Genomic DNA, 13,673 nt, shown 5'->3' on the forward strand with positions numbered 1-13,673 from the left:
AAACACGATTGACCGCAACCCAAACCATTTGATTTTGGCAGCTTGCATCAACAATGCGACATCAATTCTTACGGAGTGAAGATGGAACCCTCGCAAAATATCGACCGTCTTCTCGAAATCATGGTTGCGCTGCGTGATCCGCAGACTGGTTGCCCTTGGGATGTTGAGCAGACATCTCAATCTATTGCGCCCTATACGCTCGAAGAAGTCTACGAAGTACTCGACGCGATTGAGCGCGACGATATGGATGACTTTCGCGAAGAACTGGGAGACCTGTTGTTACAGGTTGTTTTCCATGCACGCATGGCAGAAGAAGACGGCAAATTCGGTTTCGGCGATGTCGTAGAAGCCATCACCCGCAAGATGATCCGGCGCCACCCACATGTTTTTGGTGATGCAGAAGCCAGAAGTGCTGGCATGGCAAAGGGTTCATGGAACCGCATCAAGGCCGAAGAAAAAGCCGAGCGTGCTGAACGTCGCGCTAAGCTTGGTTTGGAGACGGTCGAGAAAACCCGCTATCTTGACGATATTCCAAATGCATTCCCTGCCCTTCTTCGTGCTCTGAAACTCCAGCAAAAGGCTGCCAAGGTTGGCTTTGACTGGTCGGAGGCAGAACCGATCTTCGACAAGATCGCTGAGGAAACGGCTGAACTTAAAGAAGCGATGGCATCGCAGGACAAGGCGCATATTGCAGAAGAATATGGCGATCTGCTTTTCGCGATGGTCAATCTTGGACGTCATCTCGAGATCGACGCAGAAACTGCACTGATTGCGGCGAATGACAAGTTCAAGCGTCGGTTTGACTTCATCGAAACATCATTGAAGGAATCAGGAAGTAGCCTTGAAGCGGCCCAACTCGACGACATGGAAGCGATCTGGGGCGAGGCAAAGAAAAAGGGGCTGTAATCAGCCCCGTCCCTCAAATCTTATCGTCCCATTTGGGGCGGAACATCTGATAAACATCATCCGTTGTCGCAAAGTCCATATAGCCAAGGCGGGTCACCGGCTTGGCTTTTTTAATGTCAAATAGCCCATCGGTCAGCACGCTTTCATCGATGTGAACGCCGACGACTTCACCAATCACCATGTAATTGTCGGTTGGCCTGCCTTCTTTGTCCTGCAAACGCTTGATCTCGACCAGAACGCATTCCAATGCCGCATAGGCCTCTTTGACAAAAGGTGCTGCAATCAGTTTGCTATGCGCAACGGTCAAACCTGCATAGTCAAATTCACTCACGCCGCGCGGAGCATTTACTGAAGACGCATTCATCTGCTCCTTGAGATGGTCGCTGACCAGACTGGCCGTAAACTCGCCCGTCTCTTCGATGAATGAAACACTGTCTTTGAAACCGCTGGATGAAAACATAATCATTGGCGGGGTGTCACTGACCACATTGAAGAATGAGTACGGTGAAAGGTTCACCGCACCGTCTTTCGAGCGCGTACCAATCCAACCGATAGGACGCGGTGCGACAATCGCCTTGAATGGGTTATGAGGAAGATTATGACCAGATGAAGGTTCATAAAACATCAGCGTTTTCCGTCACTTATAACTTATTTTAGAGGAGAACGATTAGGATACCCATGGTCCGCTGTAATCAGAAACAATCTTATCCATATCCGCACGCGGACGCTCTGGCATTTTGTTTGCTGCCGTACCGATGTGGATAAATCCAGCAACGCGCTCTTCAGGTGCAACACCCAAAAATGCACGCGCTGGCGCATCATCCGAATACCAGTTGGTAATCCAGTTGGTTGCATAACCAAGTGCATTGGCTGCGGTGCAAAGATTCATAGCGACGGCACCTGCCGACAAAAACTGCTCCCACTCCGGAATGCGTTCATGGGCGACTGGCGAAGAGACGACGCCTATGACCAGTGGTGCGCGCGCAAAACGCGCCCTCTCCTGATCCTTGCGGCTTTCATTAAGCGGCCCTTCCCGCTCTTCAGCGCGTATAGCCAAATATTCACCAACCTTATGACGCACATCACCGCGATAGAGAATAAAGCGCCATGGCGTCAGACGGCCATGATCAGGCACACGCGCGGCAACTTTCAGCAAATCATCCAGCTCAGCACCTTGCGGAGCAGGCTCTGAAATTGCGGAAATAGGCGTAGAACTGCGCTGCGCCAAAAATTCAAAAACCGGATGCGTCACGGGGGAAACCTCATCGCTGAAATTTGTATATGTCACTCCAGTTAATATGGAGGCAGCTCCTTCTCGCCCGACGTGATCTGGGTGTAAAGTCAAAAATCCATGACTGTGCACGCTGCGTAAATATAAATTTGCAAAGGTGTCGGTCAATTTAGCCTTGAATTCGCCACCCGCTTCGGTTCAAAACAACAACATGTCAGATAGTCTGGGTCCGTATAGGGCAAACAGTGCAAAATCATCGCGCCGCAAGACCCTTGCAGCAACACTCTCGTTTGTCCTGATTGCATCGTCGGCTTTAGCGCAGGGTCCAGGTGGCCCCGGTGGTGGACCGAGTGGTGGACAGGGCGGGCCCGGCGGCGGATTTGGTGGCGGCCCACAAGGTGGTCCAAGTGACAGTGGCTTCAAATTGCCGAGCTTTCAGCTCGAATTACCCGCACCGGCAGCAGCACCCGTCATACAATCCCCTTTGGGAAATAACGGACCAACCCCGTCTAACAATGCAATTGGCTTGCCTAATTTCCCGGATCCAAAACTGAATTTACCATCGATCAGCCCCTATGCCGGCCCGACAAGCCCAGATAATAATCCACTGATCAAAACGAGTGAGCTCGATCTGAAGGCTCGCCTCAATCAGGATGGACCGGATATTTCTTCGGGAATCGTTTGGCGGGTTTTTGCGCCGGAGGTTGGCGCAGACGGACAACTGGCTCTGATTGCATCAGCCAAGGGTGGCAGCACAGTTTTCAACCTGCCAGAAGGCAGTTATCTCGTTCACGCTGCCTATGGCCGCGCTGGTGCGACAAAGCGCATTACGCTCAATAAAAATACACGTCATGAAGTTATGACGCTTGATGCTGGCGGAATGAAACTGAGCGCCGTTTTGCCCGATGAAGGCAAAATCAAAAGCGATCTCGTGCGCTTCTCCATTTATGCAGACGAAGACAACAGCGACCGTTCGCTCATCGTGCCAGACGTAAAGCCAGACACAATCATCCGGTTGAATAGCGGCACCTATCACGTCGTTTCTAACTACGGGACCGCAAATGCTATTATCCGCGCGGATATCCGTGTGGAAGCGGGCAAGCTGACAGAAGCGACGGTTCAGCATCGTGCAGCCGAAGTCTTGCTCAAGCTTGTAGCGAAAAAAGGCGGCGAAGCCCTCGCCGACACTTCATGGTCGATCCTCAATGCCTCAGGTGATGTCGTTCGTGAAAGCGCTGGTGCTTACTCGTCCATGGTTTTGATTGAAGGTGACTATGTTGCCGTCGCAAAAAACAAGGATCGTATTTATCAGCGCGACTTCAAAGTGACCTCTGGTGCCAATGAAGAGGTTGAAGTGGTCGCAAACCGCGAATCCGAAGCACTCACGGACGATGATGCCGCGCAAGACTAATTAAATTATATCTGAAATGAAAAGGCCCGCTTCAAGCGGGCCTTTTGCTATTATACGTTGCGCAAACGCAGCAAATCTGGCGGCGTTGCTTCTTCTGCGAGACGAGCAATTGCTTCGTCCAGCGTCATCGATTCCTGATCACGTGAACCCAGACGGCGCATATTGACCGTCTTTTCTTCCGCTTCACGCATACCGCAAACGAGAATGACCGGAACCTTCTGAACCGAATGTTCGCGGACCTTGTAGTTGATCTTCTCGTTGCGAACATCAGTCACAACCTGCAAGCCAGCTGCCTTGAGCTTAGCCGCAACTTCAGCAGCATAACCATCGGCTTCAGACGTAATCGTTGCTACAACCACCTGAATTGGCGCGAACCAAAGTGGCATATGACCGGCAAAATTTTCGATCAGAATGCCAAGGAAGCGCTCCATCGATCCGCAGATCGCGCGATGGATCATAACAGGCTGGGTCTTTTCCGAATTGCTGTCGATATAGAATGCGCCAAAACGTTCCGGCAAGTTGAAGTCAACCTGTGTCGTTCCGCACTGCCATTCACGACCGATCGCGTCTTTGAGCGTATATTCGAACTTCGGACCGTAGAAGGCACCTTCGCCCGGCAAAATGCCAGTCTTTATATCGTCTGACTGTTCCGCGATTTGTTCCAGAACGGTCATCATCACGCTTTCAGCGCGATCCCACAATTCGTCCGAACCCACACGCTTTTCGGGGCGTGTCGAAAGCTTGATCGTGATCCCTTTGAAGCCGAAATCCTTATAGACCGACAGAATGAGATCATTGATACGCAGGCATTCGGCAGCCATCTGCTCTTCAGTGCAGAACACATGCGCGTCGTCCTGTGTGAAGCCGCGAACACGCATCAGACCATGCAAAGCACCTGATGGTTCGTAGCGATGCACATTACCAAATTCTGCAAGCTTTATAGGCAGATCGCGGTAAGACTTAAGACCATGCTTAAATATCTGAACGTGACCCGGGCAGTTCATTGGCTTCAACGCAAACACGCGGTCGTCGTCGGTATCATCACCGGCAACCGTGACCTTGAACATGTTGTCGCGATACCAGCCCCAGTGACCGGAAGTTTCCCAAAGCGACTTGTCCAGCACCTGTGGAGCATTGACTTCCTGATAGCCATGGCTGTCGAGACGACGGCGCATATAGGCCACAAGCGTCTGGAACATGCGCCAGCCTTTGGCGTGCCAAAACACAACGCCCGGACCTTCTTCTTGAAAATGGAACAGGTCCATTTCGCGACCAAGGCGGCGGTGATCGCGCTTTTCGGCTTCTTCAAGCATATGAAGATAAGCGTTGAGATCGGCGTCATTGGCAAATGCTGTTCCGTAAATGCGGGTCAGCATTGGGTTGTTTGAATCGCCACGCCAGTAAGCGCCAGCAACCTTCATCAGCTTGAATGAATTGCCGATCTGACCTGTGGAGGCCATATGCGGACCACGGCAAAGATCGAACCATTCGCCCTGATTATAGATCTTGAGGTCCTGACCTTCAGCGATCGCATCGACGAGTTCGACCTTATAGCTCTCGCCCTTATCGGCAAAAACCTGCTTGGCCTTTTCACGCGACCAGATCTGCTTGGTGAACGGCTTGTTGCGCTGAATGATTTCGCGCATTTTCTTTTCGATCACTGGCAGATCATCAGGCGTGAAAGGTTCATTACGCGCAAAGTCGTAATAAAAACCATTCTCGATCACCGGACCAATCGTAACCTGTGTACCCGGGAAAAGCTCCTGCACGGCTTCTGCAAGAACGTGTGCCGTATCATGACGGATCAGTTCAAGCGCGCGCGGGTCTTCGCGGGTCAGAATTTCAATTGCACCGGAAGCGCCAAGCGGATCAGACAGATCGCGCACGGTGCCGTCTACGGCGTAAGCCACGGCCTTTTTAGCGAGTGATTTGGAGATTGATTCAGCTAACTCGAAACCGGTTGTTGCGGCATCATATTCGCGCACCGATCCATCAGGAAACTGCATGGAAACATTCGACATCATATTATCCTTATCCAGTCCCGCCAACGATTGCGGGTGGTTAGTCATGAAACGATCCTGCTTTGAATTGGCAGAACCATCTATATGTTGCTTACACAACAGGAAATGAAGGCCAGCTATTAATCTTTTTTGGCCATTACGTAAAGCAAAAGCACCGTGGCAAACTGCATCACGGTGCTTTCAGGGCATCTTAAAATCTGGCTGAAATCAGTTGCGGATAGCCAGGCAAGGAACACCCTGCAATTTAAGCTGCGTGCAGGTCTTTTGCGCAGCATCCGAGTCTTTAAAGCCGGTAAAGCGAACGCGATAAAGCTTGCGACCACGCGGCGCTGCCGAAATCTCTGCTTTGGTGCCCGGCACCAAGCGGTCTACGACAGGCATATATTTCGCCTGCAACTCGTCCGCACCTTTGCGCGATGGCGTCATACCGACCTGAACACGCCACGGTGACGCTGCAGGATTGACCAGAAAACCACCATCGCCCTGCTCGATCTTGGAATCATCAATCATATCCGAGACGGCATCTTCTTTTGGTTCAGGCGTCTTGATCTGCGTGACGATTGGCAGAGCATTTTCAATAGGTGCTGCAAAGGCGGTCAGTTCACGTCCTGCGAACCCGGCACCTTCTGTGCCAAAGCGCGTGAGTAGCTTTGACATGCGGTCATCGCGTTCACGTGACGATCCAGCGCCGAGAACGACACCAACAAGATGCTTGTTGTTAATGATTGCAGATGAAACCAGATTATAGCCCGAGACATCGGTATATCCGGTCTTAATGCCGTCAACGCCCTGATAGCGATACATCAGATTGTTATGGCCGTTAAATGGACGACCGTTATATTCAAAGGAGCGCTGCGAAAATAACGCGTATTCCTGAGGAAAATCACGGCGAAGAGACATTCCAAGCACTGCCATATCGCGTGCAGTTGTCAGCTGTGGCAAATGCCCTGTCAAACCCGATGGATTGACGAAATAGGTACTCTTCATGCCAAGATTTCTGGCTTTCTGCGTCATCAGACGGCCAAAACCTGCTTCAGAACCACCGAGATACTCGCCCATAACGGTTGCAGCATCATTAGCAGAAACGACGATCATACCATTAACCGCATCACGAACAGAAATCGTCGTGTCGGGTTTGAGATAAAGCTTCATGCGAACTTTTGCAGAAGCATTTTTTGTCACAGGCATTTCATCATCCCAATGGATGCGACCTGTTTTCAATGCTTCAAACGCCAGATAAAGCGTCATCATTTTGGCTAGCGATGCTGGCGCGTGTTGCTCAGTCGCTCCGTCCTGCCCCACCACAACGCCCGTATCCGCATCGAAAACGACCCATGATACGTTGGCCATAGCGCTGGTTGCACAGAGAACACTGGCACCAAGCGCAACACCGGCAATAAGCTGGGAGATGCGGAACGACGATTTATTCATGATGGCTCGCAAGACTAGAAAACACGATGCAAATGCAGCTGAAATGCGGCGTCAAAAAGACGTTGGCTCAAACTGATTTGCGTTTCCTGATAAAACAGATTTATCATTAACGAATTCTAATCAGCATAGAATTGATCAACAGTTTTTTATAAAAGAATTTAGTTTTTCGGTGATGAAACGCGCCAATAACGCCACGGCAAATACCAACGATAATGGTTAGATAATTCTCTCGGCACTGGATCAAAGCCGTGCGTGCCCATCGGTCCACAACGCATGATCCGGAAAAGCCCCATCCAGCTACCATTCCACAGGCCATATCGTGCTACAGATTCGTAGGTATATTCGGAACAGGTTGGCATATGGCGGCACGAATTGCCGATGAAAGAGGAAAGTGTGAGCTGATATAATCGTATCAAACTTGTACCCAGCACCCTGCCCGGCGTTTTGCGCCACGGATCGCTGAAGTTGCGGGTCTGACGCTTTTTGAGTGCCTCGGCATTACCCGCGTGATCTTTCCCGCAACCACACATCAGGCGGCTTGCACCTTTTCCTCGATTTGGCGAATGCAATCGACCACCGCATCAAACGTTAGAAGTGTCGAGGCGTGACGGGCCTTATATTCGCGAACCGGCTCGAAATATTTTAAATCCTCGAAACGTCCTTCCGGTGCAGGACCGTTTTCCTTCAGCATTGAATACATCGAATCGCGCACTGCCCGCAGTTCTTCGGATGAACAGCCGATGATATGCCGCGCCATAACTGACGATGATGCCTGCCCCAATGCGCAGGCTTTTACTTCATGCGCAAAGTCGGTAACCACACCATCATGCATCTTGAGATAGACCGTGAGGGTAGAACCGCACAATTTTGAGTGAACGGTCGCCACCGCATCCGGGTCAGCAATGCGGCCAAGCTTTTCGATATTCCCTGCAAATTCAAGGATACGTTTATTATAAACATCGTCGATCATTGAGACGAACCTTCTGCCTTGCCGGATAAAAACGTAAAATTGTCGCCCGGTTACGGTTTGAAGTTGCATTTTGATGTCTATATAATAGGCAAGTCGCGACGACGCCATGGTCAGATTATCACATGGTTATGAAGTCGCAGGAATAACTGTCCGGCAGCTCAGTGTTGTTGGATCAATACACCGCACGCTCACAAGCACAATCGCCGGGCGCATCGTTGTATTGTCCGTTTAACTCGTCTCCTCTTTGAAGGAGGCTACTGGAGAATAACGATGGACGCGCGCATCAAAAAAATCCGTGACGAATCTATTGCTTCTGCACAAGTGCAGAAGCCAACGCAGGCTGAAGCAGAAGCCGCAGTACGCACACTTCTTTTGTGGGCGGGAGATAATCCTGATCGCGAAGGTCTGCTGGATACGCCAAAGCGTGTGGCAAAATCTTATAGCGAGCTTTTTGGGGGCTATGCCGAAAGCCCTGAAGATGTACTCGGCACCACTTTTGAAGAAGTGTCCGGCTATGACGACATGGTGCTGGTGAAGGATATTTCGTTCTTCTCGCATTGCGAACATCATATGGTGCCGATCATCGGCAAGGCGCATGTCGCTTATCTGCCGGACGGCAAGGTGCTTGGTCTGTCGAAAATTGCCCGCGTTGTTGATATTTTTGCGCGTCGCTTGCAAACGCAGGAAAGCATTACCGCACAAATCGCTGACAGCATTCAGCGCATTTTGAAGCCACGCGGCGTTGCGGTGTTGATTGATGCTGAACATATGTGCATGGCGATGCGTGGCATCCGCAAACAAGGTGCAAGCACAATCACCACGACCTTTACGGGCGATTATAAGACAGACGTGAATGAACAGGTTCGCTTCATGTCTCTTATTCGTAAGTAAGTATATTATCAGGCGCAAAAATGAGCAGTTTTCGAGCACAGCCCTCAGACAAAAAGTCGATAGAAGAAGGCGCTGTTTTCATGCCGCGTTTCGACGCTTCCGGCCTTATCACAGCGGTCGTCACCGACGCGCAGGATGGTGAGTTGTTGATGGTCGCTCATATGAACGATGAAGCATTGCGTCTGACGCTTGAAACCGGCATTGCGCATTATTGGTCCCGCTCGCGATCCAAACTTTGGAAAAAGGGCGAAACCTCTGGCAATCTACAAAGCGTGATCGAACTGCGTACGGATTGCGATCAGGACGCGCTGTGGCTGAAGGTCCGCGTGGCGGGTGATGGTCCAACCTGCCACACAGGACGCCGCTCGTGCTTTTATCGGCAGGTTCAGTCCGATAACGGTCAGGCTAGCCTGTCGATTGAAGACACCTGCGACCGTAACCATTAGAGCGCATCCAGAAAACCGTTTCGCACTTTTCGGGATGCGCCCCAATTTTTCATACTGTTACTTTTAACATTTATTGTTTCGCTACAGTGTTTTGATAAACTCGCCGAAACAAGAGGTGTTGATCGATATGTTCCCTTGGGGTCAAAAGCGTAAAGCAGCCAGTTCACAGCCTTTGAACCTCGAAGGTGTTGAGACTGCCCGGCCTCAAGCCCGACCTGAGCCACGAAGAATCGCACTCGCATTAGGCGGCGGCGCAGCGCGCGGCTGGGCTCATATCGGCGTGCTTCGCGCTCTTGATGAAGCCGGCATTGAAATCGAAATGATTGCCGGCACATCAATCGGCGCGCTGGTTGGTGGCTGCTACCTTGCAGGAAAACTGGACGAACTCGAAGAATTTGCTCGAAGCCTGACGCGGCGACGCATGTTCAATCTCCTAGACATAACCTTACGCGGCAGTGGTCTTTTTGGCGGCATGAAGCTTGATAGCCGTATGCGCGAACACCTTGATGGTCTGCGTCTCGAAGATCTTGACCGGCCTTTCGTTGCCGTCTGCACCGAACTGCGCACAGGCCATGAAATCTGGCTCTCTACTGGCCCGTTGGTCGAAGCAATGCGTGCATCTTATGCCCTGCCCGGCATATTTGAGCCCGTCCGTTGGCAGGAACGTGTTCTCGTTGATGGAACACTCGTCAATCCTGTGCCCGTCTCTGTCTGTCGCGCTTATGAACAGCGCCTCGTACTGGCGGTGAACCTGCATTATGATCAGTTTGGACGTGCTGCTGTAATCAAACACGCGCAATCGCATCCAGATACGTTAAGCGAGATGATACATGGCGGAAATGAAGGTCGTCTTGGTATTACTGGGGTAATGATGGAAGCTTTCAACATCATTCAGGACCGCATTTCCCGCGCCCGTATGGCTGGAGATCCACCTGATGTATCCCTTATGCCAACGGTGGGGCAAATCGGTCTCGCGGACTTTCATCGTGCATCCGAAGCAATCGACATTGGCTATGCCGAAACGGTGAAGCGACTGGAAGACATACGGCGCCTACAGAGCATAAGTGCTTAATAATTTGATATTTCACCGATAATTCAAAAAAGATTGAAACTAGCTAAAGAATAGGCTTGTGCCTGTCGGATCGATTTGCTAGATGGCTCCTCGCTGACAGTGTTCAGCTTCTACCACACAGTGCGGTCGTGGCGGAATTGGTAGACGCGCAGCGTTGAGGTCGCTGTGGGGCAACCCGTGGAAGTTCGAGTCTTCTCGACCGCACCATTCTCTTCCCAAAATATTTTATCTGTTCTTGTTAAAGCTTTGCTATCTGGTTTACTCCAGATGACGCGAAGCTTTTTTGCATTTCAAATCATGTATTTAAGCGCAATGTGAAACAATTGTGCTCAAGTCAAAAAATGGTCTTGTGCAGTCCAAATTGATTTGCTAAATGCCGTCTCGCTGACATTGTTCAGCTTCTACCACACAGTGCGGTCGTGGCGGAATTGGTAGACGCGCAGCGTTGAGGTCGCTGTGGGGCAACCCGTGGAAGTTCGAGTCTTCTCGACCGCACCATTCTCTTCCCTGAAAAATATAATTTTTTGCGCGCTAACTGTGAATAGCTTCTCGAATTTGGGATGTTATCCCAGTCGCTAAAATGCTTTATTGCATCATGTAGACGCCAATTGATAACGGGAAGACACCATGAAAATCAGCGCACGCAATCGCCTCAAAGGCACAATCGTCGATGTTACCAAAGGCGCAACCACTGCGCATATCCGCATTGATATCGGAAATGGTGTCGTTGTTACCTCGTCTATCACCAATGAAGCAGTAGATGAACTTGATCTTAAGGTCGGCAAGACGGCCTATGCGGTCGTTAAAGCATCCGACGTGATGGTCGCCACCGACGACTGACCCATTAAAAAAACCCGCTTAAAGCGGGTTTTTTCTTACTCATTATTTTTATGCTCGCCGAGCTTTGGTGATCGCTTATCCAATTTCAGTTCTGCGTCCGAGAATCGGATTGGCGTACGCAAGCCCGGCACACCATCGGGATCGATTCTCATCTGTCGCGCGATGAATTGCGGATCAGCAAATACATCCTCCACCGTGTTGATCGGCCCGGCAGGCACTCCTGCTTTGGCAAGTGCTGCCAGAAGGTCATCGCGCACCCATTGCTTCGTGCGCTCTTCCAGCAAAGACGTGAGTGCATCGCGATTAGCAACGCGCAATGCATTGGTGAGGAAGCGAGAATCGCGCGCGATTTCACCAATCCCCAGCAAAGCGGTCAGTTTTGCAAACTGCCCGTCATTGCCACAAGCGATAATGAAATAACCGTCCGATACAGGCAGCGTCTGATAAGGCGCAATATTGGGATGCGCATTGCCCATACGCTTGGGCGAAATGCCGGATGCCAAATAATTCATTCCCTGATTGGCAAGAACTGCTGACATGCAATCAAACAGCGCCATATCGATATGCTGGCCCTTGCCTGTGCGCTCACGCATGATAAGAGCCGACTGAATAGCAATGACGCTGTAAAGCCCGGTGAAGATGTCTGCGAACGCCACACCAATCTTCTGCGGTTCACGATCCGGCTCGCCAGTCAGGTCCATGATGCCGCCCATGCCCTGGATCATGAAATCATAACCCGCACGTTCTGCATAAGGACCCGTGTGGCCAAAACCCGTGATTGAGCAATAGATCAGCCGTGGATTGATCGCTTTCAGGCTTTCATAGTCGAGGCCATATTTATCAAGACCGCCGAGCTTGAAATTCTCAATCACCACATCCGCGTCAGTAACGAGCTTGCGCACAAGCGCCCGCCCCTCATCCGTACGAAAATCAGCGATGATGGATTGCTTGCCACGATTACAGGCGTGGAAATAGGCTGCCGACTTTTCGCCTTCAACCTCGATAAATGGCGGCCCCCATGTGCGAGTATCGTCACCTTCAGGGCTTTCGACCTTAATGACGTCGGCACCAAGGTCGGACAGTGTCTGTCCGACCCATGGACCTGCCAGAATGCGGGCCAGCTCAATGACTTTAAGACCAGCAAGCGGTGTATTGTGCATTTCTCAAATCCCTTCTGAGTGATTAGAAAAATGCCTGAATGCCGGTCTGCGCACGTCCGAGAATCAGCGCATGAACATCATGCGTGCCTTCATAGGTATTGACGGTTTCAAGATTCTGCGCGTGGCGCATGACATGATATTCGATCTGAATACCGTTGCCGCCATGCATGTCGCGAGCCTGACGCGCAATATCGAGCGCCTTGCCGCAATTGTTGCGCTTAACGATCGAAATCATCTCAGGCGCCATTTTGCCTTCGTCAAACAGACGACCAACGCGTAAGCTTGCCTGTAAGCCCAAGGTGATTTCAGTCTGCATATCGGCGAGCTTCTTCTGGTAAAGCTGTGTGCCAGCCAGCGGCTTGTCGAACTGCTTGCGATCAAGACCATACTGACGCGCACGGAACCAGCAATCCTCTGCCGCACCCAGCACACCCCAGGAAATGCCATAACGTGCACGGTTGAGACAGCCGAACGGACCCTTCAGACCCGATACATTTGGCAACAATGCATCTTCCGATACTTCCACGCCATCCATGACGATTTCGCCAGTGATCGAAGCACGCAACGAAAGCTTTCCGCCAATCTTGGGGGCAGAAAGACCCTTCATGCCCTTTTCAAGCACAAAGCCACGGATCGCACCGTCATGGGCAGTCGATTTGGCCCAGACCACGAAAACGTCGGCAATCGGCGAATTGGAAATCCACATTTTTGAACCGCTGATGCGATAACCGCCATCGATCTTATCGGCGCGGGTTTTCATGCCAGCAGGATCGGAACCGGCATCAGGCTCGGTCAGACCAAAGCAACCGATCAACTCGCCCGAAACTAGACCCGGCAGATATTTCTTGCGCTGTTCATCAGAGCCATAAGCATAGATTGGATACATTACGAGTGACGACTGAACGCTCATCATCGAACGATAGCCGGAATCAATACGCTCGACTTCGCGCGCCACCAAACCATAAGAAACATAACCAGCATTTGCCGCGCCGTATTCTTCAGGAAGCGTTACGCCAAGAAGACCGGCCTGTCCCATCAGGCGAAACAGATCTGGATCAGTCGTTTCATCGAGATAAGCTTTTTCAATGCGCGGCAGCAAAACATCACTAGAGAAAGCCTGTGCCGAATCGCGGATCATCCGCTCATCTTCGGTCAGCTGTTCATCAAGCAGAAACGGATCTTCCCAGTTAAATGCGGCACGCGACATCAATCATCTCCTCAAATTCGGTTGGTGAGACTATGGCGCAGCATTATTCGACATGCAATTTACGTTTACTCATCGATCTATTCCATT

Annotated in this window: 14 protein-coding genes and 2 tRNA genes; 8 read left to right on the plus strand and 8 right to left on the minus strand. The window is 51.1% G+C overall.

The annotated features are described in order from the left end of the window. Positions 1 to 81 precede the first annotated feature (81 nt). Positions 82 to 906 carry a nucleoside triphosphate pyrophosphohydrolase gene (mazG, locus tag WH356_RS03305; RefSeq protein ID WP_339508778.1) on the plus strand — a complete coding sequence of 275 codons (825 nt, stop codon included), beginning with the start codon at positions 82 to 84 and terminating at the stop codon, positions 904 to 906. 13 nt (positions 907 to 919) lie between these two features. Here mazG and WH356_RS03310 read toward each other — a convergent pair whose 3' ends face one another. Together WH356_RS03310 and WH356_RS03315 are read right to left on the minus strand one after the other, a co-directional pair. Further along, positions 920 to 1,531: a flavin reductase family protein gene (locus WH356_RS03310; RefSeq protein WP_310010074.1), complete on the minus strand. Its 612-nt coding sequence runs from the start codon at positions 1,529 to 1,531 to the stop codon at positions 920 to 922. 42 nt (positions 1,532 to 1,573) lie between these two features. Continuing rightward, complete coding sequence (locus WH356_RS03315; RefSeq protein ID WP_339508779.1) at positions 1,574 to 2,158, minus strand: nitroreductase family protein; 585 nt, start codon at positions 2,156 to 2,158, stop codon at positions 1,574 to 1,576. A gap of 190 nt (positions 2,159 to 2,348) precedes the next feature. Between WH356_RS03315 and WH356_RS03320 the strand changes: the two genes are divergently transcribed. Then, the gene (locus WH356_RS03320) at positions 2,349 to 3,548 is read left to right on the plus strand and encodes a hypothetical protein (RefSeq protein ID WP_421565792.1); all 1,200 of its coding nucleotides are present in this window, start codon (positions 2,349 to 2,351) and stop codon (positions 3,546 to 3,548) included. A 50-nt stretch (positions 3,549 to 3,598) separates the two neighbouring features. Here WH356_RS03320 and thrS read toward each other — a convergent pair whose 3' ends face one another. The 4 genes from thrS to WH356_RS03340 all read right to left on the minus strand — a co-directional run bounded on the left by thrS (position 3,599) and on the right by WH356_RS03340 (position 7,970). Beyond that, a complete protein-coding gene (gene thrS / locus WH356_RS03325) occupies positions 3,599 to 5,572 on the minus strand; it encodes a threonine--tRNA ligase (RefSeq protein ID WP_339508930.1) in 1,974 nt (657 codons plus the stop codon). A gap of 204 nt (positions 5,573 to 5,776) precedes the next feature. Beyond that, positions 5,777 to 7,000, minus strand: a complete 1,224-nt coding sequence (locus WH356_RS03330) for a D-alanyl-D-alanine carboxypeptidase (RefSeq protein ID WP_339508780.1) — start codon at positions 6,998 to 7,000, stop codon at positions 5,777 to 5,779. 158 nt (positions 7,001 to 7,158) lie between these two features. Further along, on the minus strand, positions 7,159 to 7,530 hold the full coding sequence (gene yidD, locus WH356_RS03335; protein WP_339508931.1) for a membrane protein insertion efficiency factor YidD: 372 nt from the start codon (positions 7,528 to 7,530) through the stop codon (positions 7,159 to 7,161). After that, positions 7,530 to 7,970 carry an iron-sulfur cluster assembly scaffold protein gene (locus WH356_RS03340; RefSeq protein ID WP_339508781.1) on the minus strand — a complete coding sequence of 147 codons (441 nt, stop codon included), beginning with the start codon at positions 7,968 to 7,970 and terminating at the stop codon, positions 7,530 to 7,532. Before WH356_RS03340 ends, yidD begins: the two co-directional genes overlap by 1 nt. 270 nt (positions 7,971 to 8,240) lie before the next feature. On the opposite strand from WH356_RS03340, the gene folE reads away from it, so the two are divergent. The 6 genes from folE to WH356_RS03370 all read left to right on the plus strand — a co-directional run bounded on the left by folE (position 8,241) and on the right by WH356_RS03370 (position 11,219). Further along, the gene (folE, locus tag WH356_RS03345; protein ID WP_339508782.1) at positions 8,241 to 8,861 is read left to right on the plus strand and encodes a GTP cyclohydrolase I FolE; all 621 of its coding nucleotides are present in this window, start codon (positions 8,241 to 8,243) and stop codon (positions 8,859 to 8,861) included. Positions 8,862 to 8,881: 20 nt separating this feature from the next. Beyond that, on the plus strand, positions 8,882 to 9,307 hold the full coding sequence (gene hisI, locus WH356_RS03350) for a phosphoribosyl-AMP cyclohydrolase (RefSeq protein WP_339508783.1): 426 nt from the start codon (positions 8,882 to 8,884) through the stop codon (positions 9,305 to 9,307). A gap of 127 nt (positions 9,308 to 9,434) precedes the next feature. Beyond that, positions 9,435 to 10,379: a patatin-like phospholipase family protein gene (locus tag WH356_RS03355; RefSeq protein ID WP_339508784.1), complete on the plus strand. Its 945-nt coding sequence runs from the start codon at positions 9,435 to 9,437 to the stop codon at positions 10,377 to 10,379. A 122-nt stretch (positions 10,380 to 10,501) separates the two neighbouring features. Then, positions 10,502 to 10,586: transfer RNA gene (locus tag WH356_RS03360), tRNA-Leu, on the plus strand. Positions 10,587 to 10,792: 206 nt separating this feature from the next. Then, positions 10,793 to 10,877, plus strand: a tRNA-Leu gene (locus WH356_RS03365). Positions 10,878 to 11,006: 129 nt separating this feature from the next. Then, positions 11,007 to 11,219, plus strand: a complete 213-nt coding sequence (locus WH356_RS03370) for a TOBE domain-containing protein (RefSeq protein WP_064320641.1) — start codon at positions 11,007 to 11,009, stop codon at positions 11,217 to 11,219. 35 nt (positions 11,220 to 11,254) lie between these two features. Here WH356_RS03370 and WH356_RS03375 read toward each other — a convergent pair whose 3' ends face one another. Together WH356_RS03375 and WH356_RS03380 are read right to left on the minus strand one after the other, a co-directional pair. Further along, positions 11,255 to 12,379 carry a CaiB/BaiF CoA transferase family protein gene (locus WH356_RS03375; RefSeq protein WP_339508785.1) on the minus strand — a complete coding sequence of 375 codons (1,125 nt, stop codon included), beginning with the start codon at positions 12,377 to 12,379 and terminating at the stop codon, positions 11,255 to 11,257. A 22-nt stretch (positions 12,380 to 12,401) separates the two neighbouring features. Next, positions 12,402 to 13,586 (minus strand): acyl-CoA dehydrogenase, encoded by a 1,185-nt coding sequence (locus tag WH356_RS03380; protein WP_339508786.1) that lies wholly within the window; start codon positions 13,584 to 13,586, stop codon positions 12,402 to 12,404. Positions 13,587 to 13,673: the final 87 nt, after the last annotated feature.

This window comes from Ochrobactrum sp. MYb379 (assembly GCF_037479515.1).
Lineage (GTDB): Bacteria > Pseudomonadota > Alphaproteobacteria > Rhizobiales > Rhizobiaceae > Brucella.